Here is a 24,770-nt window from a genome sequence, read left to right on the forward strand (position 1 = left end):
ACCGGACCGGACCGGACCGGACCGGACCGGCGACGGCCGAGCGATGCCCGAGCCCAAACGACGGCCCAGCGGTCCGGCGGCCAGGCGCCAGGCGGCCAAGCGGCCAGGCGGTCCGGCGACCAGGCGGCCAGGCGGTCCGGCGGCCAGGCGGCCAGGCGGTCCGGCGGCCAGGCGGCCAGGCGGTCCGGCGACCAGGCGGCCAGGCGGTCCGGCGACCAGGCGATTCCCGGGCCGGGCTGTCAGCGGGCGGCGGAGAACTCGGCCGCCAGCAACTCGGCGATCTGGGCGGTGTTGAGGGCGGCGCCCTTGCGCAGGTTGTCGCCGGTGACGAAGAGGTCGAGCGCGCGGGGGTCGTCGATCGAGCGGCGGATCCGGCCCACCCAGGACGGGTCGGTGCCGACCGCGTCGATCGGCATCGGGAACTCGCCCGCCGCCGGGTCGTCGACCAGGATCACTCCGGGGGCGTTGCGCAGCGCCTCCCGGGCACCCTCCGCATCCACCTCCGTGCCGAAGACCGCGTGTACGGCCACCGAGTGCCCGGTGACCACCGGCACCCTTACGCAGGTGGCGGAGACCTTCAGGTCGGGCAGGCCGAGGATCTTGCGCGACTCGTTGCGCAGTTTCAGCTCCTCGGACGACCAGCCACCGTCCCGCAGCGACCCCGCCCAGGGGACCACGTTGAGCGCCATCGGGGCCGGGAACGGGCCGAGGTCGTCGCCGACCGCCTGGCGCACGTTGCCCGGTCGCGAGCCGAGCACCCGGTCACCGGCGATCTTGGAGAGCTGGTCGTGCAGGGTGTCCACCCCGACCTGCCCGGTCCCGGAAACCGCCTGGTAGGACGAGAGCACCAGCTCACGCAGCCCGTACTCGCGGTGCAGCGGCGCGACCGCGATGATCATCGTCAGGGTGGTGCAGTTGGCGTTCGCGATGATGCCCTTGGGGCGGTTGCGTACCTGCTCCGGGTTGATCTCCGGCACCACCAGCGGCACGTCCTTGTCGCCCCGGAACGCGGCGGAGTTGTCCACCGCCACCGCCCCCCGGGAGACCGCGACCGGCGCCCACTGCGCGGAGACCTCGTCCGGTACGTCGAACATCGCCACGTCCACGCCGTCGAACGCCTCGGCGGTCAGCGCCTGTACGGTCAGCGCCTCGCCCCGGCACATCCGCGTCTGCCCGGCCGAGCGCGCCGAGGCGATCAGCCGGATCTCACCCCAGACGTTCTTCCGGGAGGAGAGCAGGTCGCACATGACCGTGCCGACCGCGCCGGTCGCCCCGACCACCGCGAGTGTGGGGAGCGTCGTCATCGCGGCCTACCTCCCGGTCCCGGCGTAGACCACTGCTTCCTCGCTGCCGCCCAGGTCGAAGGCCTCGTGCACGGCCCGGACCGCGACGTCGAGGTCGGTGTCCCGGCAGACCACCGAAACCCGGATCTCGGACGTGGAGATCATTTCGATGTTCACCCCTGCCTCGCCCAGCGCGGCGAAGAAGCTGGCCGCCACACCCGGGTGCGAGCGCATGCCGGCGCCGATCAGCGACACCTTGCCGACGTGGTCGTCGTAGAGCAGGCCTTTGAACTTGACCTGCTCCTGCACCTTGCTCAGCGCCGCCATCGCGGTCGGACCGTCGGTCTTGGGCAGGGTGAAGGAGATGTCGGTCCGGCCGGTGCCCTCGGTCGAGACGTTCTGCACGATCATGTCGAGGTTGATCTCGGCCGCCGCGACGGTCTCGAAGATCCGGGCCGCCGCGCCCGGCTCGTCCGGTACGCCGACCGCCGTGATCTTCGCCTCGCTCCGGTCGTGGGCGACCCCGGTGATAAGTGCTTGCTCCACGGGTAGGTCCTCCGTCGATCCGGTCACCATCGTGCCGGTGTTGGTCGAGTATGACGAACGTACCCGGATCGGCAACCCGGCCCTCCGGGCGTACTCCACGCTCCGTAGATGCAGCACCTTCGCACCGCACGCGGCCAGTTCGAGCATCTCCTCGTAGGTGATGGTCCTGATGTGCCGGGCGTTGGGCACGATCCGCGGGTCGGCGGTGAAGACCCCGTCGACGTCGGTGTAGATCTCGCAGACGTCCGCGCCGAGCGCCGCCGCCAGGGCCACCGCGGTGGTGTCCGACCCGCCCCGGCCCAGCGTGGTGATGTCCTTGGTGTCCTGGGAGACGCCCTGGAAGCCGGCGACGATCACCACCGCGCCCTCGTTGAGTGCCGCCCGCAGCCGGCCGGGCGTGACGTCGATGATCCGGGCCCGGCCGTGCACCGAGGTGGTCAGCACACCCGCCTGGGACCCGGTGTAGGAGCGCGCCTCGTAGCCGAGGTTGTGGATCGCCATCGCCACCAGCGCCATCGAGATGCGCTCGCCTGCGGTGAGCAGCATGTCCAGCTCCCGGCCGGGTGGCAACGGGCTGACCTGGTTGGCGAGGTCGAGCAGCTCGTCGGTGGTGTCGCCCATCGCGCTGACCACGACCACCACGTCGTCGCCGGCCTTGCGGGCCGCGACGATCCGCTCGGCCACCCGCTTGATCCGCTCGGCGTCGGCGACGGACGATCCGCCGTACTTCTGCACGACCAGTGCCACGACGGTGCACTCCTTCCCCTGGGCCGGGCGAGGTGCACGGCCCTGAGCGTGCCGACGCCGCCGGGTCGAGACCGGCGGCGCCGTGTGAGACCAACTCAGGGTACCGGCCGGCGTCGTCGCCCCGACCAGGCGTTCCCACCATCCGACCGCCCGGCGACACGCGAGGGTAGCTGGACTGACCACCCGTTCCGGGGGTATACCCCGAGAATGGCGAGGTGCATCCCGGCGTAGCCCCCCTGCTCGGCGCACTCCTGATCACCGGGACGGCGCTGCTGGCCGGCTGCGGCAGCCAGGCACCGGCGCCGGCCGCGACCACCTCCGCCCCGGCGGCCAGCCAGCCCACCGAGGCCCGGGACCAGCTCGCGGCGCTCGCCGCCGCCGCTCAGGACCGCCAGCTCACGGCCGTCTACACGTTCACCGCCCCCGGTCAGCCGGACCGGTCGATCTCGGTGGTCCGGGCGGCGGACCGCTCCTGGCGGGTGGACATCCCGGGTGGCGCGCTCGGCGGCAGCGCCGACGTCTCGCTGGCCCAGAACGGCGCCGGACTGTTCCAGTGCGCGCTCCCCTCGGCCGGGCAGCCGGAGTCGGGCTGCGTACGGGTGGCCGGGCCCGGCCAGCCGCTCGATCCCGGCATCGACCCCTGGATGCGGCATCCGTTCACCGACTGGCCGGAGGTGCTCACCGACCGGCAGGCCCCGCTCTCGGTCTCCGCCGCCACCCTGCCGGGCGCCCAGGGCAGTTGTTTCGCGGTCGAGTCGACCTCGGCGTCGGTCAGCCCGCCGCTGGATCCGGGCATCTACTGCTACGCCCCCGACGGCACCCTGACGGCGGCCCGGCTGCCCGCCGGCACCCTGACGCTGGCCGGTACGCCGACCGCGGCCCCGGCCACCGTCGCGTTGCCCGGTCCGCTGGTCGACCGGGAGCCGCTGCGGATCGCCGGACCGCCACCCGGCGAGCCGACCGACGGCGGCACGCCCGGGAACGACGGCTCGACCAGTAGCGACGACTCGGCCGGGACCGGCGGATGATCTCTATTCACGTTATGGGTGCACCCGGTCACGTCAGGTGACCCCGGTGCCGGGACAGAGTGCCCGATACGGCACACTCGGCACCATGGCCCAGCTCTCCCCGATACTGGCGACCCGGTGGAGCCCGCACGCCTTCGACCCGGTCGCCGACCTCACCGACGCCGAGGTCGCGTCCCTGCTGGAGGCGGCCCGCTGGGCACCTTCGGCCGACAACACCCAGCCCTGGCGCTTCCTGGTGGGCCGCCGGGACGACGAGGCGTACAAGCGGATCCTGACCAACCTCTCCACGGGCAACCAGCGGTGGGCCGGGCGGGCCTCGGCGCTGCTGCTCGGTGCGCACACCACCACCGGGCCGACCGGCGGGCCGCTGCCGCACGCCGCCTACGACCTCGGCCAGGCGGTGGCGCATCTCACGGTCCAGGCCACCGCGCTACGCCTCTACGTACGGCAGATCTCCGGATTCGACGCCGCCGGGCTCCGTGCCGACCTGGAACTCTCCGCCGAGGTACGCCCGCACGTGGTGGTCGCGGTGGGCCGGCTCGGCGACCCGTACTCGCTCCCCGAGGACCTCCGGGCCCGGGAGATCGGCCTGCGCCAGCGCCGCCCGCTGGCCGAGTTGATGCTGCGCTGACCCGCCCGGCGCACCCGTCGCCACCTGGGCGGTTCTCAGATTGCGGACTACGCTTACCCGATCGCTCGTCGAGCACTTAAGGTGACTTTGTCATGTGGCAGGCCCTGCTCCTTCGCCGCCGCGACGAGGCTTCCCAGGCCGGCACCTCGTCGCGGGGTTGAAGCGCGCCGTCCTGCATCCGGCCGAACCTCGTTGCGGCCAGTCTCTCGGGGATCCGACACCCGGATCCGGCACGAAGATCTGACACCTCGATCTGACACTCGGCGCTCACGCCACATGACCACGGGAGCTTTCTGCCATGGCACAACCTGCCGGCACCACCACCGACGGTGATCCGATAGCCCGGCAGCGGCCCAGCCGCATGCCGTTCCAGCGTTACCAGCCCTACCACCAGCAGTTCGCGATCGACCTGCCCGACCGGCAGTGGCCGACCCGGCGCATCGAGACGGCGCCCCGGTGGTGCGCGGTCGACCTACGCGACGGCAACCAGGCGCTGATCGACCCGATGTCGCCGGAGCGCAAGCGGCGGATGTTCCAGCTCCTGGTGCAGATGGGCTACAAGGAGATCGAGGTCGGCTTTCCGTCGGCCAGCCAGACCGACTTCGACTTCGTCCGGCAGTTGATCGAGCAGGACCTGATCCCCGACGACGTCACCATCCAGGTGCTGACCCAGTGCCGGGAGCACCTGATCGACCGCACCTTCGAGGCGATCCGGGGTGCGAAGCGGGCGATCGTGCACTTCTACAACTCGACCTCGACGCTCCAGCGCCGGGTGGTCTTCGGCCTGGACAAGGCGGGGATCACCGACATCGCCACCTCCGGCGCCCGGCTCTGCCAGAAATATCACGAGATCCACGCCCCGAACACCGACGTCTTCTACGAGTACTCGCCGGAGTCCTACACCGGGACGGAACTCGACTACGCCCTGGAGGTCTGCGCCGCGGTGATCGAGGTGATCGACCCGACCCCGGACCGGCCGCTGATCATCAACCTGCCGGCGACCGTCGAGATGGCCACCCCGAACGTCTACGCCGACTCGATCGAGTGGATGCACCGGCACCTGCCCCGGCGGGACAGCGTGATCCTCTCCCTGCACCCGCACAACGACCGGGGCACCGGAGTCGCCGCCGCCGAGCTGGGCCTGCTGGCCGGGGCCGACCGGGTCGAGGGCTGCCTGTTCGGCAACGGCGAGCGCACCGGCAACGTCGACCTGGTCACGCTGGGGCTGAACCTCTTCTCCCAGGGCGTCGACCCGGAGATCGACTTCTCCAACATCGACGAGATCAAGCGGGCCGTCGAGTACTGCAACCAGTTGCCGGTGCACGAGCGGCACCCGTACGCGGGTGACCTGGTCTACACCGCCTTCTCCGGCTCGCACCAGGATGCGATCAACAAGGGCTTCGACGCGCTGGCCGCCGACGCGCAGACGGCCGGGGTGCCGATCGACCAGTTCGGCTGGGCGGTGCCCTACCTGCCGATCGACCCGAAGGACCTGGGCCGGACCTACGAGGCGGTGATCCGGGTCAACTCGCAGTCCGGCAAGGGCGGCGTGGCGTACGTCATGAAGACCGAGCACCACCTGGAGCTGCCCCGGCGGTTGCAGATCGAGTTCTCCGGCGTGGTGCAGCGGGTCACCGACGACGACGGCGGCGAGGTGGAGCCGGAGCGGATGTGGCGGCTCTTCGCCGAGGAGTACCTCGTCGACCGGCAGCGGGAGCCGGTCGTGCAGGTGGAGAGCTACACCATCGGCACCGTCGACGGCAAGGTCGAGATCGAGGTGGACGCCCGGTTCGGCGCCGGCCGCCGGGCACTCTCGGCGACCGGTAACGGCCCGATCGACGCGTACGTCAACGCGTTGCAGGCGCTCGACGTCCGGGTACGCGTCCTGGACTACCACGAGCACGCGATGTCCTCGGGCGGCGACGCCCAGGCGGCCGCGTACGTGGAGTGCGAGGTCGACGGCCGTACGGTCTGGGGTGTCGGTCTCGACGCCAACATCGTGACCGCCTCGGTCCAGGCGGTGACCAGTGCGGTCAACCGCGCCCTGCGCTGAGCCACCCGATCTGCTGAATCGCGCACCGCGCTGAGTCCTGTGCTGCGCGCGACAGCCGCATCGTGCGGGTCGGACCGGTGATCCCGGCCGACCCGCCTGATCCGGCTCGCCGCCGCCGACGTGCCCGTCCCATCCGTGGCGTGCACGCCTGCCGGCACCGCTACGAGCGGCGCCGTCCCGTCGCCGACCGGTCCGCATCCCGGCCCGGTTCGTGCTGGTGGGTCGGGGGCGGCGGCAGGGTCGGGCAGGGGCGGGACTTCTTCGGCTCCCGCTCCGGCCGGTGCACCAGCACGGCGGCGATCAGTGCGCCGAGCACCATCAGCCCGGCGGACCAGAGCACCGCCTGCCGGTACGCCGGAGTGAGCTGGCCGGAACGCTCGTATCCGCCGCCGGAGAGGCCGACCACCAGCGGCAGCGCGGAGACGGCGAGCAGCCCGCCGACCCGGGACGCCGCGTTGTTGAAGCCGCTCGCGGCGCCGGCCAGCCGGTCCGGTGCGGCGGCCAGCACGGAGGCGGTCAGCGGGGCCACCACCAGGGTCATGCCGAGCCCGAAGAGGGTGATCCCGGGCAGGATCGCCGTCCAGTACGAGTCGCCCCGGCTCACCCCGTGCAGCAGGAACAACCCGGCGGCGGCGACCAGCGGGCCGACGGTGAGCTGTGGGCGTGGCCCGATCCGCGAGGCGAGCGCACCGGAGCGGGCCGAGCCGACCAGCAGCAGGATGGTCATCGGCAGGGTGGCCAGTCCGGTCTCCAGGGCGGAGTAGCCGACGACGTTCTGGAGATAGACGGAAAAGAAGAAGGTGAGCCCGGTCAGCGCGGCGTAGACCAGCACGGTGTAGACGTTGAGCACCCCGAAGAGCCGGGTGGCGAAGAGCGTCGGCGGCAGCATCGCCCGCTCGCCCCGGCGCCGTTCGAGCAGCACGAACGCGACGGCGGCGGCGACTCCGAGCACGGCGGCGCCGATCACCGGTCCCGAGCCGGGTCCGAGCTGCTGGGCCTCGATCAGCGCGTACGTGACGCCGGCCAGGCCGAGCGCGCCGAGCAGCGAGCCGGCCACGTCGAACCGGGCCCCCGCCGCGCCGTCGGCCCGGCTCTCCGGGGTCCAGCGCAGCGCGGCGACGATCACGAGTGCCGCGAGCGGCACGTTGAGGAAGAAGATCGCCCGCCAGGAGAGCGCGTCGATCAGCCAGCCGCCGAGGAACGGGCCGAGCGCGGTCGACACGCCGGCCAGGCCGGACCAGGCGCCGATCACCCGGCCCCGCTCGTCCGGGTGGAAGCTGGACTGGAGCAGGGCGAGCGAGCCGGGGGTCAGCAGCGCACCACCGAGGCCCTGGAGGAAACGGGCGACGATCAGCCACTCGATGCTCAGCGCCGCGCCGCAGAGTATCGAGGCGGCGGTGAAGGCCAGCACTCCGGCGAGGAAGACTCTCCGCCGCCCGACCCGGTCGCCGAGCGCCCCGCCGAGCAGTACGAAGGCGGCCAGGGTCAGCAGATAGCCGTTGAGCGTCCACTGTAGGCCGGCGGTGTTGGCGTGCAGCTCGGCGCCGAGGTGTGGCAGGGCCACGTTGACCACGGTGGCGTCCAGGAAGACCATGCCGGAGGCGACGACGGCGGCGAGCAGGGTGCCCCGGCCGGCCGTACTGGACATCCGCAACGGTGCTGACGAATCACTCACGGTGTCAATCTGCCCTGCCTGTGTCGTAAGATGCCGCGAAACGCCGGAACCTGCACCGGTTGCCTGTGCACCGGTCTACACCTCGCAAGCTGGAAACGTGCCGTTCATCCGTACCAGATCACTAGCGCGGTCGGGAACAGCGGCCGTGCTCGCCGGCCTGCTCGCGGCCGGCGCCGCCGCCTGCGCCCCGGTCGAGAGCCCGGCACCGGAGCCCACCGGTTCGGCCGACACCCAGGCCCAGCTCGACCAGCTCACCGTGGCCGGGGCGGGCTCGATGCGGGGCTACAGTCGGGAGCGCTTCCCGCACTGGCGCAACGCCGGCAAGAACTGTGACGTCCGGGACACCGTGCTCCAGCGGGACGGCACCGGCATCAAGCTCTCCGGCTGCAACGTGGTCGGGGGCCGCTGGTCGAGCCGGTACGACAAACGGACCCTCACCGATCCCTCGGACGTCGACATCGACCACATGGTGCCGCTGGCCAACGCCTGGCGTTCGGGTGCCGACGAGTGGGACGACGACAAGCGGAGCGACTTCGCCAACGACCTGGACCGGCCGCAGTTGGTGGCCGTCTCGGCGAGTTCCAACCGGGCGAAGGGCGACCAGGACCCGTCCCAGTGGAAACCGTCGAACCGGGACGACTGGTGCCAGTACGCGGAGGACTGGATCGCGGTCAAGCACTACTGGCGGCTCTCGGTGACCTCCGGCGAGAAGGCCGCGCTCGACGACATGCTGGGGAGCTGCTGATGGGCGAGACGGGAACCGCCGCGCAGACCACCGACATCACCGCCGGCCCGGGTGGGGTGATGACCGACGAGGTCGGGGTGATCACCGGGGAGCTGACGCTCCGCACCGAGCTGGACGGCAAGGACGCCGTACTGCGGGTGCAGTACAAGGACGCCGCCGAGTGGTACGCGGTGACCGGTGGGCGGGCGGCGCTGGCCGACCCGGCCGACCTGGTCGCGGTGCACACCGTCGCGGTCGGCCTGCTCAACCGCCCCGAGGGCTGACCGCCGCCGCATCCACCGGGAGGCCTGATCCGCTTTCGCGTGCTCGATTGACAAAATCTAGTTTTACGTACAGGATTGTTTTTGCCATGAGAGACGTGATGTACCTGGAGCAGATCGAGCAGGCCGAGACCCTGCTCAAGCCGCAGCGCATCGAGGTGCTGCGGCAACTCGCCGAGCCGCACACCTGCACCGAGGTGGCGAACCAGCTCGGCCAGACCCCGCAACGGGTCTACTACCACGTCAAGCGCCTGGTCGACGCCGGCCTCGTCGACCAGGTCTCCGAGCGGAAGGTGCGGGGCATCTCCGAGGGCATCTACCAGGCGAGCGCCCGGTCGTACTGGCTCTCACCCCGGCTGGTCGGCCGGCTCGGGCTGCGCAAGGCGCAGGACGAGATGAGCCTCGGCTACCTGCTCAACCTGATGGAGGAGGTCCAGGCCGACATCGCCGCCCTCGACCGGGCCGCTCCGGAGCTGCCGTCGATCGGCGTCTCCGGCGAGATCCGGGTGCCGGCGGAGCTTCGCCAACAGTTCCTCACCGACCTACAGACCGCATTGCAGGAGCTGTTCACCCGCTACGGCGGAGCCGAAGGCGACGCCTTCAAGCTCGCCGTCGCCTGCTACCCACATGGAGGCACCACATGACCGCACCGGTTACCCTTCGCGCCCGCGCCGCCGCGCCGGTCAAGACCGTCTGGCACGCCCTGACCGACGCCGCCGAGCTGCGCGTCTGGCTCGCCGACCACGCCGAGGTCGAGCTGCCGCACCGGTACGAGTTCTGGGGCCGGCACGTGCCCGAGGGCGACGCGCCGCACCAGCGCCTACTGGACGTCGGCGAGCACAGCCTCCGGTTCGGCTGGCTGCTGGACGGCGAGGAGACCACCACCGAGATCACCCTCACCGAGGAGAGCGCCGACTCCACGATCATCGTGCTCTCCCAGACCCACTGGAGCTTCCAGGACGTGATCAGCGGCGCGATCCGGGGCGTGCTCGAGACGTACTGGTCGCTGGCGATCGCGAACCTCGTCGACCACGTCGAGGGGCGGCCGCTCACCCCGAAGACCGACTTCACCTCGGCGACGCTGCGCTACGAGGTCGTCATCGACGCCTCCCCCGAGGCGCTCTACGAGTCGCTGACCGACTCGGCCAAGGCCAGCGAGTGGTTCGGCTACCCGATCGGGATCGAGCCCGTCGTCGGCGGTCGCTACGCGATGGGCGGCTTCGACAACAACCCCAACCCGGCGAAGGTGCTGGACCTGACCCCCGGCAAGGCGATGACCGTCGACTGGGGTCCGGCCGGGGTGGTGAGCTGGGAACTGGAGGGCAGCGGAGGGAAGACGAAGCTCTCCTTCGTGCAGAGCGGCTTCGACCAGCCGCCGTACGCGGGCTGGACCGGGTGGCTCAGCGGCCTCGCCGAGCTGCGCCGCTACCACGAGCTGGCCGACTGGCGCCCGATCTGGCTCCACGAGCCGACCGAGGCCGTACCGGCCGACGCACACGCGGAGAGCTGACACCACGCCGTACGCCTCGGCCCGGGGTTTGCCCCCGGGCCGAGGTCGTGGCTCAGACGAACGAGCCCGGCTCGCTCGGCGCGGAGACGACGCCGGGCGCTTCGCCCTCGTCCTCCGGCCGGACGATCTGCGCGGTCACCTTGTGCGGCCGGATCTCGCCACCGGCGATCTGCTCCGCCCAGTGGCAGGCCACCCGGCTCTCGCCGATCTGCCGCAGCACCGGCCGCTCGTCGGCACACCGGGTCGGCTGCGCCCACGGGCAGCGGGTGTGGAACCGGCAGCCGGCCGGCGGGTTGGCCGGCGAGGGCAGGTCACCGGCGAGCAGGATCCGCTCCCGGCGGTCCTCCACCTCCGGGTCCGGCACCGGCACCGCCGACATCAGCGCCCGGGTGTACGGGTGCAGCGGCTCCCGGTAGAGCCGGTCGCTCGGCGCCTCCTCGACCAGCGCGCCGAGATACATCACGCCGACCACGTCGGAGATGTGTCGGACCACCGCCAGGTCGTGCGCGATCACCAGATAGGTCAGCCCCAGCTCGTCCTGGAGTTCGTCGAGCAGGTTCACCACCTGGGCCTGGATCGACACGTCCAGCGCCGAGACCGGCTCGTCGGCGACGATCAGCTCGGGACCGAGCACCAGGGCCCGGGCGATGCCGATGCGCTGCCGCTGCCCGCCGGAGAACTCGTGCGGATAGCGGGACAGCGCCCACTTCGGCAGCCCGACCGCGTCGAGCGTCCGGGTGATGATGTCCCGCCGGGCGGCCCGGTCGGCGCCGATCCCGTGTGCCTGCAAACCCTCGACCAGGATCGACTCGACGTTCTGCCGGGGGTCCAGACTGGACATGGGGTCCTGGAAGATCATCTGCATCCGGCGGCGCATCGCGCGGAGCCGGTTCGGCGGCAGCCCGGTCAGCTCGACGCCGTCGAAGTTCACCTGCCCGCCGGTCGGCCGGGTCAACTGGAGCAGCGCCCGGCCGAGCGTCGACTTGCCGCAGCCGGACTCGCCGACCAGCCCGTACGTCTTGCCGCGCGGGATGCTCAGGTCGACCCCGTCCACCGCCTTGACGTGCCCGACGACCCGGTCGAAGATCACACCCCGGGTGATCGGGAAGTGCACCTTGAGATCCCGGACCTCGACCAGGTTCGCGGACTGCCCGGTGGCCTTCACGTCGGTCATGCCGACTCCTCCTCGCGCGGGGCGGGCAGCTTGGCCTGCTCCGCCACCGGTACCGGTACGTCCTCGGTCGCCGTCGCCTGCGCCGGAACCACGCCCTCCGCCGCCGGCTCGGCCCGGGTCGGCGAAGCGGGCGGGGGCGGCGCCGAACCGGCCGGCGGCACCGGGTTGACACACCGGTACGTCCGGTCGGTGTGGGTCAGCGCGAGCTGCGGCGGCTGGCCGAGGCATGCCTCGATCTGCCGGTCGCAGCGGGGCGCGAAGGCGCAGCCGTCGGCCCAGGGCAGTACGTCCCGGACCGAGCCGCGGATCGGGGAGAGCCGTTCGCCCCGGCCCGCGTCGAGCCGGGGAATCGATGCGAGCAACCCCACCGTGTACGGGTGCCTCGGCTCGGCGAAGAGCGGCTTGCGGCGGGCGGTCTCCACCACCCGGCCGGCGTACAGCACGTTGACGGTGTCACACATCCCGGCGACCACACCCAGGTCGTGGGTGATCATCACCAGGGCGGTGCCGGAGTCGCGTACCAGATCCTTGAGCAGCTCCAGGATCTGCGCCTGGATGGTCACGTCGAGCGCCGTGGTGGGCTCGTCGGCGATCAGCAGCCGGGGCCGGCAGGCCACCGCGATCGCGATCAGCGCCCGCTGGCGCATCCCGCCGGAAAGCTGGTGCGGATATTCCTTGAGCCGCCGGTTCGGGTCCGGGATGCCGACCCGGTCCAGCAGTTCGGCTGCCTCCTTGCGGGCCGCGTCGCCGCCCAGCCCACGGTGCCGGGCCAACACCTCGGTCACCTGCCGGCCGATCGGGATGACCGGGTTGAGCGACGAGAGCGGGTCCTGGAAGATCATCGCGACGTCCCGGCCCCGGATGTCCCGCATCGCCCGCTGGTCGACCCGGAGCAGGTCGGTGCCGTCGAAGTCGGCCCGGCCCTCCACCGTGATCCCGGGCTGCTTGGGAAGCAGTCCCATCAGCGCCAGCGAGGTCACGCTCTTGCCGCAGCCGGACTCGCCGACCAGGCCGACGACCTCGCCCGCGTTCACCGAGAACGAGACCCCGTCGACCGCCCGCACCGTACGCTTCCCGCGCTGTCGGAACGTGACGGAGAGATCGTCCACATCAAGCAGTGCCATGACAGATCACTTCCGCAGCTTCGGGTCGAGGGCCTCGCGCATCGCCTCACCGAGCAGGGTGAAGCCCAGCGCGGTGATGATGATCGCCACCGCCGGATAGATCGCCAGCGCCGGCCGGATGCCCAGGTACGGCTGCGCGTCGGCGAGCATCACGCCCCACTCCGGTATCGCCGTGTCCGGGTTGCCGAGGCCGAGGAAGGAGAGCGCGGCCGCCTCGATGATCGCGGTGGCCAGGGTCAGCGTGGCCTGCACGATGACCGGGGCCAGCGAGTTCGGCAGCACATGGCCGAGCGCGATCTTCGAGCGGCGTACCCCGAGCGAGGTCGCGGCGAGCACGTAGTCACTGTTGGCCTGGGCGATCATCGCCCCGCGCAGCAGCCGGGCGAAGACCGGCACCGACACCACGCCGACCGCGATCATCACGGTGGTCAGGCTGGCGCCGAGCAGTGCCGCGATGCTGACCGCCAGCAGCAGGCTGGGCAGCGCCAGCATCATGTCGACGATCCGCATCAGCGTGGTGTCGACCCACCGCCCCCAGCGCCCGCCGAGCCCGGCGGCGGCACCGGCGACGCCGCCGACCAGTGCGCCGATCGCCAGACCGATCAGCGTGGAGACCACGCCGACCAGCAGGGTCTGCCGGGCTCCGACGATCAGCCGGCTGAACTCGTCCCGTCCCTGGTGGTCGAAGCCGAGCCAGTGGTCGCCGGAGGGGCCGGGGATGATGCCCTGGCCCGACTTGACCAGGCCCTCCCGGATCCCGACGGTGTCGGTCGGCCCGTACGGCACGAAGAACGGCCCGACGATCGCGACCAGCACGAAGATGCCGAGCACGACGGCGCCGACGATGGCCGCCGGGTTGCGCCGGAGCCGGCGGAACGCCTCCTGCCAGAGGCTGACGCCGCGCTCCTCGTCGCGGGCCGCGGAGAGTTCGCCGAGCCGGTCGAGCTTCTCGGCCTTCTTCCTGGCCCGTTCGGTGATCGTCACCTGCGCCACCCTTCGTTCGCGACTGCGGGGCTCGCAAGCTCACTCCTCGCGCTCACCGGAGCCACCCTTCGTTCGCGACTGCGGGGCTCGCAAGCTCACTCCTCGCGCTCACCGGACACGCACCCTCGGGTCGATCAGGCTGTACGAGAGGTCAACCAGCAGGTTCACCAGTACGAAGAGCACTGCAATGATCATGATGAAGCCCATCAGCACCGGATAGTCCCGCTGGCTGATCGAATCGGCGATGAACGCCCCGATGCCGCTGAACGCGAAGACGGTCTCGGTGAGCACCGCGCCGGAGAGCAGACCGCCGGTGAGCAGGCCGATCGTGGTGGCCACCGGCAGCATGGCGTTGCGCAGTACGTGCCGCCGGCGTACGACCCGCTCGGTCAGGCCCTTGGCCTCGGCGGTCCGGACGAAGTCCTCGCCGAGCACCTCCAGCACGCTCGCCCGGGTGATCCGGACGATGATCGCCAGCGGGATGCTGGCCAGGGCGAGGCCGGGCAGGACGAGGTGCCAGAGCGCGTCGATGGCCGCGTCCCACTCGCGGGTGAGCAGTCCGTCGAGGACGAAGAAGTTGGTGATCCGGGTCGCGTCGATGGTCGGATCCTGCCGGCCGCTGGCCGGGAAGAGATGCAGGTTCTCGGCGAAGATCGCCTTGAGCACGTACGCCAGGAAGAAGACCGGGATGCAGACCCCGATCAGCGATCCGGCCACCGAGGCGTGGTCGAGGAGCCGGCCGCGACGGCGGGCGGCGAGGTAGCCGAGCGGGATGCCGACCGCGATCGCAATGATCATCGCGGTCGCGGCCAGTTCGACGGTACCCGGGAAGCGTTGCAGGAACTCGGTGGTCACCTCGCGCTTGGTGGAGATCGAGGTGCCCAGGTCGAGCCGGAACATGCGCTGCATGAACCGGCCGTACTGCACCAGGATCGGCTCGTCCAGCCCGAGGTTGTCCCGGATCGCGGCGCGCATCTCCGGGGTGCCGCGCTCGCCGAGGATCGCGGTCTCCGGGCCGCCGGGCAGCCGGTGCAACCAGATGAACAACAGGATGGAGAGCCCGAAGAGCGCGGGTATCAGCTGCAACAGGCGTCTGACGATGAACCGGAACACGGGCGGCCTCTGGCGGGGTGCGGAGGGTCGCGCGGGCGGGCGCTAGACTGACCTCCGGCCGGGGTCTACCGGCCGGGATCAGGGCGCGCCCGCCCGCGGTCCCTTTTCTCTATGTCAGGACTTGAACTCGGCGGTGGCGAACCGCTCGTCGGTGAGCGGGCTCGCCTTGACGCCGGTCACGTCCTTACCGAACACGATCGCCGGCGGCGAGTGCGAGATCGGCACACCCGGCAGGAACTTCATGACCTCGGCGTTGAGCTCCTTGTAGAGCTCGTACCGGGCGGTGGAGTCCGCGGTGGTGTCGGCCTTCTTGAACAGTTCGAAGAGCGCCGGGTTGTTGAAGCCCCACTCCGGCTTCTGCCGGTCGAACATGGTGCCGATGAAGTTGTAGCCGTCGCCGTAGTCACCGGTCCAGCCCAGGAAGTGCAGGTCGTGCGCGGTGCCCGTGCTGGTCGCGTTGAGGTAGTCCGGGGTCCACTTCAGCGGGATCGGCTGGATCTTGATGCCGACCGCCTGGAGGTCCGCCGAGAGCAGCTCGAAGAGGTCCTTCGGGTTCGGCATGTACGGCCGGGTGACCTCGGTCGGGTAGTGGAACCGCAGCGTCAGGTTGCTGGCGCCGGCCTCGGCGAGGAGCTGCTTGGCCTTCTCCACGTTGTAGTCGTACGTGGTGACCTGCGGGTTCCAGCCCTCCACAGTGTCCGGCATGAACTGGGTGGCGACCTTGGCGCCCGGGGGCAGCTTCGAGTCGACCAGCGCCTGCCGGTTCAGGGCGTGCGCGATCGCCTGCCGGACCCGGATGTCCTTGAGCTTCGGGTTGCCGCCGTTCTGGTTCATCGCCAGGTAGAGGATGTTGAACGCCGGGCGGGTCAGCATGTTGAAGCCCTCGTTCTTCAACGGCTCGACGTCCGCCGGACCGACCAGGTCGTAGCCCTGGATGTCGCCGGAGCGCAGCGCCTGCTTCCGGGCGTTCTCGTCCGAGATGGTCTTGAAGATGAGGGTCTTCAGCTTGGCCTTCTGCTCGCCGCTGTATTCCTCGTTCCGCTCCAGGGTCAGCGTCTTGTTGGCGATGTCCCAGGACTTGAACTTGAACGGCCCGGTACCGGTCGGGTGCTCCATCGCGTACGACGGGTACTGGATGTTGTCGGCGCTACCGCCGATGGTGCTGGCCTGGTACTGCTCCAGCGCCTTCGGGCTGTGGATGGAGAACGAGGGCAGCATCAGCGCGGCCGGAACCTTGCTGGAGACGCGGGTGAAGGCGAGGTCGACGGTGGTCGCGTCCTTCGGCGTGCAGGACTTGAAGAGGCTCGCCGGCAGGTCGGTCCGCTCGTTGGCGGCGAAGCCACCCATCACGTCCTGCCAGTACGGCGTGACGTCCGGGCTCTGCATCAGACCCTTGGCGTTGTACCAGCGGTTGAAGTTGACGCAGACCGCCTCGGCGTTGAAGTCCGTGCCGTCGTGGAACTTCACGCCCGAGCGGAGCTTGAAGGTCCAGACGGTGCCGGTCGCGTCCGGAGTCCAGCTCTCGGCCAGGCCGGGTGTGATCTTGGTGCCGCCCTCCTCGGGGCGGACCAGCGTCTCGAAGACCTGACGGGCCACCCGCAGCGACTCGCCGTCACTGGCGAGGCTGGGGTCGAGCACCTTGGGGTCGCCGGCCACGCCGAAGACCAGGGTGTCGTTCTGGCTTGCGCCCGAATCGCCGCGGTCGCTCTCGGCACAGCCGGCTACCGCGAGGGCCGCGACCGCTACGGCCGCGATGGCGACCTTCGGTCTTGGTGCACGCATGGTGCTTCACCTCGTCCTGTGGATACGACAAACGCGGTGACGGGGGCCACCGATGGCGAGACATTAGCCGTCGGGCGGACCGGGCGGAAACGGGCCGCGAATGGGTTGGTACCGGATCGTGTCTTTACCGTCATGGCACCAGCGACAGAGCGTCGCGCATGGTCGCCAATCGGGGCGTTTGTCCGGATCTGACTATGCGAATTTGTTACATCGCCTGTCGGGTGGATCACGACCGATGTCAGACGGACAGCGGGGCCGGTGACGGGTCTGAACGGTGGTTGAACCGCGCTGTTCGGGAGGCTGAACAAGGGCGGCCGGGCCCGTATTCACCCGGCCCGTATCGACCGGTGGCGAGGGCCGACCCGAAGAGGCGCCGGACGCCAGGATGAGGCGCCGGACGCCAGGATCCAGACGGCAGGGTCAGACGGCGCGGCGGCCTTCGAAGGCGCGGCCCAGGGTGATCTCGTCGGCGTACTCCAGGTCGCCGCCAACCGGAAGACCGCTGGCGAGCCGGGTCACCGAGATGCCCATCGGCTTGACCATCAGCGCCAGATAGGTGGCGGTCGCCTCGCCCTCGGTATTCGGGTCGGTGGCCAGAATCAGCTCGCGGACCGAGCCCGTGCCGAGCCGGACCAGCAGCTCCCGGATCCGCAGGTTGTCCGGGCCGATGCCCTCCAGCGGGTTGATCGCGCCGCCGAGCACGTGATAGCGGCCCCGGAATTCGCCGGTCCGCTCGATCGCCACCACGTCCTTGGGCTCCTCGACCACGCAGAGCACCTCTTCGGTACGGCGTGGATCGCGGCAGACCCGGCACTGCTCGGACTCGGCGACGTTGTAGCAGACGGTGCAGAACCGCACCAGCTCCTTGACCCGGCGCAGCGCGGTGGCCAGCCGGGTGACGTCGGCCGGATCGGCCGAGAGCACGTGGAAGGCGATCCGCTGGGCGCTCTTCGGACCGACCCCCGGCAGGCGCCCCAACTCGTCGATCAGATCCTGGATGGCACCCTCGTACATCGCGGGGTTGCTCAGAAACCGGGCAGGCCGAGGCCGCCCATGCCGCCGGTGACCGGGCCCATCTTCTCCTCGGTCAGCTTGCGCACCTCGTCGTGGGCGTTGTGCACGGCCGCGAGTACGAGATCCTCCAGGGTCTCCACGTCCTCCGGGTCGACCGCCTTCGGGTCGATCTTGATGGCCTTGACCTCGCCGGCACCGGAGATGGTCACGGTGACCAGCCCGCCCCCGGCCGTACCGGTCAGCTCCGCCTCGGCCAGCTCCGCCTGCGCGGCGGCGAGCTGCTGCTGCATCTTCTGCGCCTGCTTCATCATCTGTTGCAGGTTGGGCTGTCCACCCGGGCGCACGGCGACTCCTCGGTTGCGGAAACTGGTCGCGTCCAGCCTAGTCCGGCCGATCCCGGGCGGCTCGACGGCCCGCGACCGGCCGGCGGGTCGACTCAGCCCACGACCACGGTCTTCATGATCTTGTCGGCGATGGTCTGCCTCTTGGCGTCCCAGAGCGGGAAGAGGTAGCCGATGTAGCAGATGATGCCGTCGACGAAGTGCGCCAGATCGCGGAGGAACGCCTTGCCTGCGCCGATCGGCTGCCCGGCCCGAGCCGCTCAGGTACCGAGAACTCGCGCACACCACACTCACAGGAAAATCACAGAAAACGGGGATGGGCGACCGATGCTAGAAGATCGTCGATCGTCCCGTTCTCCCGTTTTCCGGCGGACGCCGAGAGCGGACGGTCGAGTCCCGGTAGCCGATTGACCAGCCGGTCAGGCCGGGGTCGTCCGGCCGGTGAAGACGATCCGAGGACGACGCCGGCAAGCCGCCCGGGCGACTCGTCGCCGTCGGTGGCATCGTTCGGGCTGGAGTTACTTGAGGTCGACGCCTACTTGAGGTCGACCTCGCCGATCCGTTCCGCGCCGAGGGTCTGCTGCAACAACTGCACCGCCTGCTGCTCACTGGTCTGCCGGGCGGTCCGCTCGTCGATCACCTCGTCGAGGGGTTCGTCGCCGGGGTCGAAGCCCTCGTAGCCGATCCCCGCAGAGGGGCGCGGGCCGTCGTACTCGGGGTCGTAGGGCGGCTCGCCGGCCCAGTCCCGGTCCGCGGTCCGCTCCGGCGCCGGGGCGGGTTTCGGTGCACGGCCGGCCGCCGCCGCCCGGGCCGCCGCGAGCCCGGAACTGACCGCGCCACCGCCCGCACCAGCACTGGTACGCCCACCGTTCGGCTTGCCGACTCCGTCGCTGCCGGCGCCGTGACCGGCGGATACGCCGTTACCGCCGGCCGCAGCACCGGTGCCGCTCGGTGCGGCGGTGCCGTTGGTACGGCTGCCGGCGCCACCCGTCGGGCTGCCGGTGCTGGTCGGCGTGCCGGTGCCACCACCCGGGGAGGTAGAGACGCCGGTTGTCGTGCCGGTCGTGCGGGTGGGACCGGTACCGCCGGGCGGGGTCGGCTCCGGCCAGTCGTCTTCGGCCGCTCCGCTCGGGGCGACGCCGCCGGGTCGGGCCGGTTCCGGCCAGTCGTCGTCATCGGCGCTGGCCGGCGAGCCGCCCGCGCTACCCGAGCCGGACGTGCCGGCCGACCGCTCCCGTCCACCGGTCGCGCCCCGGCCGGACGGAGCCGAGCCGTTACCGCCGCCCCTGGCCGGAGCGCTGTTCGTGGCTGGGCCGCTGCCGGTCGACTGGCGGGGTGGTGCGGTCGGCGCCGGTCCGCGCTGCTCGCCGGCCACCTCGCAACGGATCTGCCAACGCCCGCCCAGCTCCTCGTAGAGGGCGTCGGTGAGCACGCCGGAGGCGTTGGCGAGCATCTGGGCGAGTACCGGGGACTTGACGGTCAGCACCAGGGTGTCGCCGTCGAGGTCGCGTACGACCGCGTCACGCATCAGGGCGGCGATCCGCTTGTTGGTGCGGTTGACCATGCCGACGACCTCGCCCCAGACCCGGCGTACGGCGGCGGCGTCCAGCTCGCCCGTCGGCTCGGTACCGGCCGGCACCGGATCCGGGGTGGCCGGGTCGGGCATCACCGCCTCCGGGGGCACCGGACGCCGGGCCGGTGGCTCCGGCGCGGTCGGGTGCTGCCCGGCCGGTCCGGCGGGCGCCTGACTCGGCCCGGGTGCGGTGCTTTCGGGTACCTCCCGAGGGGGCGCGACCGGTGCGGTGCTGGCGGCGGCCGGCGGTGCGGGAGTGGTTGCGGAGGGCGTGCCCGGGTCGACGGCGGCGGCGGGCGGGCGGATGGGGGCGGCCGGCGGAACCGCGTCGCCGGAGAGGGTGAGCCGGCGCTCCATGCGTTCGAGGCGTTGCAGCAGGCTGCCGGTGGAGTCCTCGGCGCCGGGGAGCAGCATCCGGGCGCAGATCAGTTCGAGCAGCAGCCGGGGGGCGGTGGTGCCGCGCATCTCGACCAGGCCGTTGTGCACGATGTCGGCGCAGCGGGACAGTGTGGCCGGGCCGAGCCGTTCGGCCTGGGCGGCCATCCGCTCGATCTGGTCGGCCGGACCGTCGATCAGGCCCTTGGCGACCGCGTCCGGCACCTGGCGCATGACAATGAGGTCACGGAGCCGTTCGAGCAGGTCGGAGGCGAATCGGCGGGGATCGTGCCCAGCCTCGGCGACCCGGTCGATGGTGGCGTACGCGGCGGCGCCGTCCCCGGCGGCCAGCGCGTCGCACATCTCGTCGATCAGGGCGGCGTCGGTCACCCCGAGCAGGGCAACCGCGCGGGAATAGCTGACCCCCTCCGGACCGGCACCCGCGATGAGCTGGTCGAGCACCGAGAGCGAGTCCCGGGCGCTGCCGCCACCGGCCCGGACCACGAGCGGGAAGACCGCCGGCTCGATCTTGACGCCCTCGGCCGAGGCGAGCTGCTCCAGGTAGGGGCGGAGCACGCCCGGCGGGATCAGCCGGAACGGATAATGGTGCGTCCGGGACTTGATCGTGCCGAGGACCTTCTCCGGCTCGGTGGTGGCGAAGATGAACTTGACGTACTCCGGCGGCTCCTCGACCAGCTTGAGCAGGGCGTTGAAGCCCTGGGTCGAGACCATGTGCGCCTCGTCGATCACATAGATCTTGAACCGGCTGCTGGCTGGCGCGAAAAAGGCGCGTTCGCGCAGTTCGCGGGCGTCGTCCACGCCACCGTGGCTGGCCGCGTCGATCTCGATCACGTCGATCGAGCCGGCCCCGTCGGTCGCCAGGCTCTTGCAGGAGTCGCAGACCCCGCAGGGCTCCGGCGTCGGCCCCTGCTCGCAGTTGAGCGAGCGGGCCAGGATCCGGGCACTGGAGGTCTTGCCGCAGCCACGCGGGCCGGAGAAGAGGTAGGCGTGGTTCAACCGACCGGTACGCAACGCCTGGGACAGCGGTTCTGTGACGTGGTCCTGGCCGATCACCTCGGCGAACGTGCGGGGCCGGTACTTGCGGTAGAGCGCCAGTGCCACTCGTCCCGCCTCCTCTCGACCGGGCCATTCTCCACCCGGCGCCGCGCTGCCGAGTGCCAGGTTGTCACGCGCGCCCGACGATTTCCACGTCGATCATGCGGGTCCGGTCGGCGGCCGGTGGGCCCGGGTCGATCATGGGGGCGGGTGGCGTGTCGACCGGGTACGGCCGGGCCGGTGGGGTCGGGTTGGCGTCCTCGGGCCTGGTCAGGGCCTGCTCGGGGACGCTCCGGGGGAAGACAAGGCCCCCCGTGCACCCGCCAGAGCTCGCTTATCCTTGCTGCCTTCCGGCCCTGGGGAGGTTCACGAGGTGACGCCACACGGGGGGTGCCGCCAAGTGTACCCGGCCGGACTCCGGGACTTCGGGGGGACCGGCGGGGTGGGCGTACGGCGAGGAGCCTGTATCCTGTCGGACGGAGGATTCGCCTAGAGGCCTAGGGCGCACGCTTGGAAAGCGTGTTGGGTTCACACCCTCACGAGTTCGAATCTCGTATCCTCCGCTCACCTGAGCAGCAGAAACGTCGAGGCCGATCCCTGTTTGGGATCGGCCTCAGGCGTCTGCCCGATCGATGGTAGGCCGAAGCTTTCAGCGCGACCGAGATGTACCTCCGCCGGGGCTAGACCGACGGCGTGGGACCTGCCGGCCGGTCGGCGATGGACTCGGAGAGCCAGCGCAGGTACGACGCTGCCCCCACCACGATCGAGGTAGCCGTCACCTGCGGATTGTCCCAGGGATGCCGCGCCAACAGCGTCGCCTCCAACTCCGGATAGCGGTCGGCGGTGGTGAGGAGCACGAGACGCCACTCCTCTCCCGTCCCCTGCTGGCCGAGGTGCCAGAAGACGCTGGTAACTGGGCCGGTGATCTGCGCGCTGCCGGCCAGCCTCGTCCCCACTAGGTGCTCGGCGAGAGCCACCGCCGCTTCGCGGGTCTCGGTCGCTGTGGCCACCTCGATGAAGTCGGTCACAAGCAGAGCGTAGCCCGCATACCCGCAGCCATCCGGGAAGTCGCCATCGACATTCACCGATTGACCTGCCTCCGATCCAGGTCATCGAGTTGGCGTCTCGGCCGCTGCGCTGACGTGCCGTCCGGCAAGACACGAGGGCGACCTGTCGGAGAAGATGTCATGGGAGACGCCTCCACACGCCGTGGCGACCGAGAGCTAACGGAAGACGGGGACCGTGAACGCCACTCTTGCCCCTCTGGATCATCGCAACGGTCGTGCGGCTCTGGTTGAAGCCTGCCTCTCGGTCGGCCTTGACCCTGCCGGCGCCGAACTGGTCCGCATCGGAGAGAACGCGGTCTTCCGCCTACGCCGGGATCCCATCGTCGCGCGCGTGGCACGCTCGGAAGCACGCTTACCCGACACCAAACGCGAGATTGCCATCTCCCGCTGGCTCGACACAGAAGGCATCCCGGTCATCCGCGCCCTCCAGGTACCACAGCCGATCCTGGCGCAGGGCCGGGTGGTCGTCCTCTGGGAATCAGCAGCCGACACCCAGACGTACGGGACGACTGCCCAGTTGGGTGAAATTCTTCGCCGACTGCACAGCCTCACGCTCCCCGCAGAACTGTCGATGCCCCCTCTAGATCCTGTCATCAGCGCGCGGCGGCGCATCGCCAGGCTCACCGGTCTTACCGAGGATGATCGATTCTTCCTCCGCGCTCGTTGCACAGAACTTGGTTCGGCCTACCAGGCCCTGACGTTCGAACTTCCGAGCGGAGTCGTCCATGGCGACGCCAACGTCGGGAACCTGCTCCGGGGTCGGGACAGACAAGCGGTCTTGGCGGATCTGGACGGGTTCGGCTACGGGCCACGCGAGTGGGATCTCGTGCTCACGGCGATGTACTACGAGCGGTACGGCTGGCACAGCCGGGAGGAATACCAGAAGTTCGCCGAGGCGTACGGTTACGACCTGCTCCAGGCAGACTGTTACCGGACGCTTGCGAACCTGCGCGAGCTGATCATGGTGGCGTGGCTCGCCCAGAACGCGTTCCACGATCCGAAGGCGATGAACGAACTGACCAAGCGGCTCGCCACCCTGCGGACGGGGACGGGGCGCCGGGACTGGCAGCCGTTCTAGCAGGCATCGGCTCCTGCTCAGTAACCCCACAGTCGATGTCCGACGGCGCCCTCCGCGAGATCACGGTAGGCGGCATTCCCCACGAACTCGGTCGCCCGGGAACGGAACTCCCGGACGTACTCTGCGCATCGCGCCGACCTGAGCTGCGAACCCAGGTCAAGGGCCTGCCGGACGGTACGGCAGGCCTCCTCGACCTCGCCGAGGTCGAGATGGCCACCGGCAAGCTTCATGATCACGAAGAAGGTTGTCCGGACCGATCCCCCGCCCGAGGCGAGGTATTGCCTGGCGCTGGCAATGACATCGTTACCGCACCGGAGGTCTCCGAAGGTGTGACTCAACTCGGACGCCAACTCGGAGTCGTCGAAGTATCGGATCCACTGCGGATCGTCCTCGGGCAACCTCTTCTCGAACAACCTAACGGCCTGGCCAAGTGCCTGTTGGGCGCCCCGCGCATCCCCACCGGCAGCGAAGAGATCACAGGTGGCGCGAACCGCTGCGACGTCGGATGCGCCGATACGTGATCCTCCCGACCGCTCCTCGATTACCTCCGCGCCCGGCCTAACGAGCCAACTAAGCGAGGAATCAGACCAGACACGATCGTCGGTGGGAGCGGTGACGAGAGTTCGCACCCCATCAAGATCGGCTTGCCACAACCGTTCAAGCACCCGCTGGCGCCGGTACCGGGAGTGGCGATGACCGAGCCGCGCCCGACCGTCACCCCCACGGCCGAGATCCCGGACCTGCCGGTCGGCACCCTGCTCCGGTTCGCCCCCGGCGAGTGGTCGCACTGCGCCACGGCACGGCTCGGGACGTACCTGGAGATGACCCTGTCCCGGATGCACCGCAACGCCGTCCGCGAGGACGAGGCGGGTCTCTGGGTCTGGCTGGTCGGACACGAGCATCCGGCCTGCACCTGGGCGCATGTCGACCCGCACCCACCGTGCCTACAGGTCATGGTGCGGGTCGATGCACTTACGGCGGCGGCGGGCGGGTGGCCGCCGGCCTGCTCCTTCCCACCCTGACCAGGACGCAGCGGCGGCGGGCCGAGCTGCCCTGACGATCTCTGAGCAGGCGGAGACCTGTCCACGTGCTGCGAGGAAAACTATGCGCGAAGTACTAGACATCCTCGCCGTCCTCGGCTAATCTTCCTCAAGTCAAGGGTGAAGAAAAGACGTTGACGTCACCGCCGCCCCAGCCGAGGGCGAAGGGGCAGGGCCGAGGATCGTTCCGGCTCCGCTCGCCAGGTAGTGAAGATCCACCGCAGTAAAGATCCACCGCAGTTGAGCAGGACGCACGAGAAGTTGGTAGGCAGTGCCCGGACGTGATGCACGATCGGGTGTGACAGCAGGTGGGGCCGATGTGGGATTCAGGGCTCCACCTGAGGCAGGAGACGTCCGTCGCACGTGTACGGGGCCAGGAAGTCGCGTGGGGCTCCGACACCGGCGGACAGCACGGAGTAAGACAGAGGAAGTCAGAGGAAAGGGAGGGCCCGTACACCGTTGGATCGCCCGCCGCCGGCCGCACGCCTGGGCTGGGCGCGGACACCGCAGTTTCCATCGAACGAGAGGTGGTCTCCGGTCACGCTTATGCGATCCTCGCACCCGTTCCCGT

At 70.4% G+C, this 24,770-nt stretch carries 22 protein-coding genes, 1 tRNA gene, 1 other RNA gene and 1 pseudogene; 10 read left to right on the forward strand and 15 right to left on the reverse strand.

The genetic code is table 11. The annotated features are described in order from the left end of the window. Nucleotides 1-239: 239 nt before the first annotated feature. Together ACQEVC_RS07245 and ACQEVC_RS07250 are read right to left on the reverse strand one after the other, a co-directional pair. Nucleotides 240-1,304: an aspartate-semialdehyde dehydrogenase gene (locus ACQEVC_RS07245; protein ID WP_432874384.1), complete on the reverse strand. Its 1,065-nt coding sequence runs from the start codon at nt 1,302-1,304 to the stop codon at nt 240-242. Nucleotides 1,305-1,310: 6 nt separating this feature from the next. After that, on the reverse strand, nt 1,311-2,576 hold the full coding sequence (locus ACQEVC_RS07250; RefSeq protein ID WP_203857652.1) for an aspartate kinase: 1,266 nt from the start codon (nt 2,574-2,576) through the stop codon (nt 1,311-1,313). 215 nt (nt 2,577-2,791) lie between these two features. On the opposite strand from ACQEVC_RS07250, the gene ACQEVC_RS07255 reads away from it, so the two are divergent. The 3 genes from ACQEVC_RS07255 to leuA all read left to right on the forward strand — a co-directional run bounded on the left by ACQEVC_RS07255 (nt 2,792) and on the right by leuA (nt 6,288). Further along, the gene (locus ACQEVC_RS07255; protein ID WP_432874386.1) at nt 2,792-3,604 is read left to right on the forward strand and encodes a hypothetical protein; all 813 of its coding nucleotides are present in this window, start codon (nt 2,792-2,794) and stop codon (nt 3,602-3,604) included. Nucleotides 3,605-3,689: 85 nt separating this feature from the next. Next, nucleotides 3,690-4,235, forward strand: a complete 546-nt coding sequence (locus ACQEVC_RS07260) for a nitroreductase family protein (protein WP_432891119.1) — start codon at nt 3,690-3,692, stop codon at nt 4,233-4,235. Between the two features lie 298 nt (nt 4,236-4,533). Next, on the forward strand, nt 4,534-6,288 hold the full coding sequence (gene leuA / locus ACQEVC_RS07265; protein ID WP_432874388.1) for a 2-isopropylmalate synthase: 1,755 nt from the start codon (nt 4,534-4,536) through the stop codon (nt 6,286-6,288). Between the two features lie 160 nt (nt 6,289-6,448). Here leuA and ACQEVC_RS07270 read toward each other — a convergent pair whose 3' ends face one another. Next, nucleotides 6,449-7,936, reverse strand: a complete 1,488-nt coding sequence (locus tag ACQEVC_RS07270) for an MFS transporter (protein ID WP_432891122.1) — start codon at nt 7,934-7,936, stop codon at nt 6,449-6,451. A gap of 133 nt (nt 7,937-8,069) precedes the next feature. Between ACQEVC_RS07270 and ACQEVC_RS07275 the strand changes: the two genes are divergently transcribed. The 4 genes and pseudogenes from ACQEVC_RS07275 (at nt 8,070) to ACQEVC_RS07290 (ending at nt 10,478) form a co-directional block, all read left to right on the forward strand. Continuing rightward, nucleotides 8,070-8,708 (forward strand): HNH endonuclease family protein, encoded by a 639-nt coding sequence (locus ACQEVC_RS07275; RefSeq protein ID WP_432891125.1) that lies wholly within the window; start codon nt 8,070-8,072, stop codon nt 8,706-8,708. A 35-nt stretch (nt 8,709-8,743) separates the two neighbouring features. Next, a pseudogene (locus ACQEVC_RS07280) lies at nt 8,744-8,971 on the forward strand (hypothetical protein); the annotation flags it as partial. Between the two features lie 86 nt (nt 8,972-9,057). After that, a complete protein-coding gene (locus ACQEVC_RS07285; RefSeq protein WP_432874389.1) occupies nt 9,058-9,612 on the forward strand; it encodes a helix-turn-helix domain-containing protein in 555 nt (184 codons plus the stop codon). After that, nucleotides 9,609-10,478, forward strand: a complete 870-nt coding sequence (locus ACQEVC_RS07290; RefSeq protein ID WP_432874390.1) for an SRPBCC family protein — start codon at nt 9,609-9,611, stop codon at nt 10,476-10,478. Before ACQEVC_RS07285 ends, ACQEVC_RS07290 begins: the two co-directional genes overlap by 4 nt. 52 nt (nt 10,479-10,530) lie before the next feature. On the opposite strand, the gene ACQEVC_RS07295 is transcribed toward ACQEVC_RS07290, so the two are convergent. The 10 genes from ACQEVC_RS07295 to ffs all read right to left on the reverse strand — a co-directional run bounded on the left by ACQEVC_RS07295 (nt 10,531) and on the right by ffs (nt 21,407). Then, nucleotides 10,531-11,652, reverse strand: a complete 1,122-nt coding sequence (locus ACQEVC_RS07295; RefSeq protein WP_432874392.1) for an ABC transporter ATP-binding protein — start codon at nt 11,650-11,652, stop codon at nt 10,531-10,533. Then, the gene (locus ACQEVC_RS07300) at nt 11,649-12,776 is read right to left on the reverse strand and encodes an ABC transporter ATP-binding protein (RefSeq protein WP_432874393.1); all 1,128 of its coding nucleotides are present in this window, start codon (nt 12,774-12,776) and stop codon (nt 11,649-11,651) included. Before ACQEVC_RS07300 ends, ACQEVC_RS07295 begins: the two co-directional genes overlap by 4 nt. A 6-nt stretch (nt 12,777-12,782) precedes the next feature. After that, nucleotides 12,783-13,754 (reverse strand): ABC transporter permease, encoded by a 972-nt coding sequence (locus ACQEVC_RS07305; protein WP_432891128.1) that lies wholly within the window; start codon nt 13,752-13,754, stop codon nt 12,783-12,785. Nucleotides 13,755-13,868: 114 nt separating this feature from the next. Further along, a complete protein-coding gene (locus ACQEVC_RS07310; RefSeq protein ID WP_432874394.1) occupies nt 13,869-14,873 on the reverse strand; it encodes an ABC transporter permease in 1,005 nt (334 codons plus the stop codon). Between the two features lie 114 nt (nt 14,874-14,987). Next, complete coding sequence (locus tag ACQEVC_RS07315) at nt 14,988-16,655, reverse strand: ABC transporter substrate-binding protein (protein WP_432874395.1); 1,668 nt, start codon at nt 16,653-16,655, stop codon at nt 14,988-14,990. A gap of 420 nt (nt 16,656-17,075) precedes the next feature. Continuing rightward, nucleotides 17,076-17,669 carry a recombination mediator RecR gene (recR, locus tag ACQEVC_RS07320; RefSeq protein ID WP_101369083.1) on the reverse strand — a complete coding sequence of 198 codons (594 nt, stop codon included), beginning with the start codon at nt 17,667-17,669 and terminating at the stop codon, nt 17,076-17,078. A gap of 11 nt (nt 17,670-17,680) precedes the next feature. Continuing rightward, on the reverse strand, nt 17,681-17,989 hold the full coding sequence (locus tag ACQEVC_RS07325) for a YbaB/EbfC family nucleoid-associated protein (RefSeq protein WP_239312288.1): 309 nt from the start codon (nt 17,987-17,989) through the stop codon (nt 17,681-17,683). A gap of 116 nt (nt 17,990-18,105) precedes the next feature. Then, on the reverse strand, nt 18,106-18,249 hold the full coding sequence (locus ACQEVC_RS07330; RefSeq protein ID WP_432891131.1) for an RDD family protein: 144 nt from the start codon (nt 18,247-18,249) through the stop codon (nt 18,106-18,108). A 296-nt stretch (nt 18,250-18,545) separates the two neighbouring features. Then, entirely contained in the window at nt 18,546-21,080 is a 2,535-nt protein-coding gene (locus ACQEVC_RS07335) for a DNA polymerase III subunit gamma and tau (protein WP_432874396.1), read from the reverse strand. A 237-nt stretch (nt 21,081-21,317) separates the two neighbouring features. Beyond that, nucleotides 21,318-21,407: signal recognition particle sRNA small type (gene ffs, locus ACQEVC_RS07340), an RNA gene on the reverse strand. Between the two features lie 85 nt (nt 21,408-21,492). On the opposite strand from ffs, the gene ACQEVC_RS07345 reads away from it, so the two are divergent. Then, nucleotides 21,493-21,577: transfer RNA gene (locus ACQEVC_RS07345), tRNA-Ser, on the forward strand. 117 nt (nt 21,578-21,694) lie between these two features. On the opposite strand, the gene cutA is transcribed toward ACQEVC_RS07345, so the two are convergent. Next, a complete protein-coding gene (gene cutA, locus ACQEVC_RS07350; protein WP_432874397.1) occupies nt 21,695-22,042 on the reverse strand; it encodes a divalent-cation tolerance protein CutA in 348 nt (115 codons plus the stop codon). Nucleotides 22,043-22,256: 214 nt separating this feature from the next. On the opposite strand from cutA, the gene ACQEVC_RS07355 reads away from it, so the two are divergent. Continuing rightward, nucleotides 22,257-23,159, forward strand: coding sequence for a phosphotransferase enzyme family protein (locus ACQEVC_RS07355; protein WP_432874398.1), 903 nt, complete (start codon nt 22,257-22,259; stop codon nt 23,157-23,159). 17 nt (nt 23,160-23,176) lie between these two features. On the opposite strand, the gene ACQEVC_RS07360 is transcribed toward ACQEVC_RS07355, so the two are convergent. After that, entirely contained in the window at nt 23,177-23,788 is a 612-nt protein-coding gene (locus ACQEVC_RS07360) for a hypothetical protein (RefSeq protein ID WP_432874399.1), read from the reverse strand. 63 nt (nt 23,789-23,851) lie between these two features. Between ACQEVC_RS07360 and ACQEVC_RS07365 the strand changes: the two genes are divergently transcribed. After that, a complete protein-coding gene (locus ACQEVC_RS07365; protein WP_432874400.1) occupies nt 23,852-24,181 on the forward strand; it encodes a hypothetical protein in 330 nt (109 codons plus the stop codon). Nucleotides 24,182-24,770 lie beyond the last annotated feature (589 nt).

The sequence above is a fragment of the Plantactinospora sp. CA-294935 genome (assembly GCF_050936445.1).
Classification (GTDB): Bacteria; Actinomycetota; Actinomycetes; order Mycobacteriales; family Micromonosporaceae; genus Plantactinospora.

Coding starts and splice junctions, on each gene's coding strand:
- leuA (WP_432874388.1), top strand. CDS start 4,534: ATGGCACAACCTGCCGGCACCACCACCGACGGTGATCCGATAGCCCGG.
- ACQEVC_RS07270 (WP_432891122.1), bottom strand. CDS start 7,936: ATGTCCAGTACGGCCGGCCGGGGCACCCTGCTCGCCGCCGTCGTCGCC.
- ACQEVC_RS07290 (WP_432874390.1), top strand. CDS start 9,609: ATGACCGCACCGGTTACCCTTCGCGCCCGCGCCGCCGCGCCGGTCAAG.
- ACQEVC_RS07285 (WP_432874389.1), top strand. CDS start 9,058: ATGAGAGACGTGATGTACCTGGAGCAGATCGAGCAGGCCGAGACCCTG.
- ACQEVC_RS07295 (WP_432874392.1), bottom strand. CDS start 11,652: ATGACCGACGTGAAGGCCACCGGGCAGTCCGCGAACCTGGTCGAGGTC.
- ACQEVC_RS07260 (WP_432891119.1), top strand. CDS start 3,690: ATGGCCCAGCTCTCCCCGATACTGGCGACCCGGTGGAGCCCGCACGCC.
- ACQEVC_RS07365 (WP_432874400.1), top strand. CDS start 23,852: ATGACCGAGCCGCGCCCGACCGTCACCCCCACGGCCGAGATCCCGGAC.
- ACQEVC_RS07300 (WP_432874393.1), bottom strand. CDS start 12,776: ATGGCACTGCTTGATGTGGACGATCTCTCCGTCACGTTCCGACAGCGC.
- ACQEVC_RS07315 (WP_432874395.1), bottom strand. CDS start 16,655: ATGCGTGCACCAAGACCGAAGGTCGCCATCGCGGCCGTAGCGGTCGCG.
- ACQEVC_RS07245 (WP_432874384.1), bottom strand. CDS start 1,304: ATGACGACGCTCCCCACACTCGCGGTGGTCGGGGCGACCGGCGCGGTC.
- recR (WP_101369083.1), bottom strand. CDS start 17,669: ATGTACGAGGGTGCCATCCAGGATCTGATCGACGAGTTGGGGCGCCTG.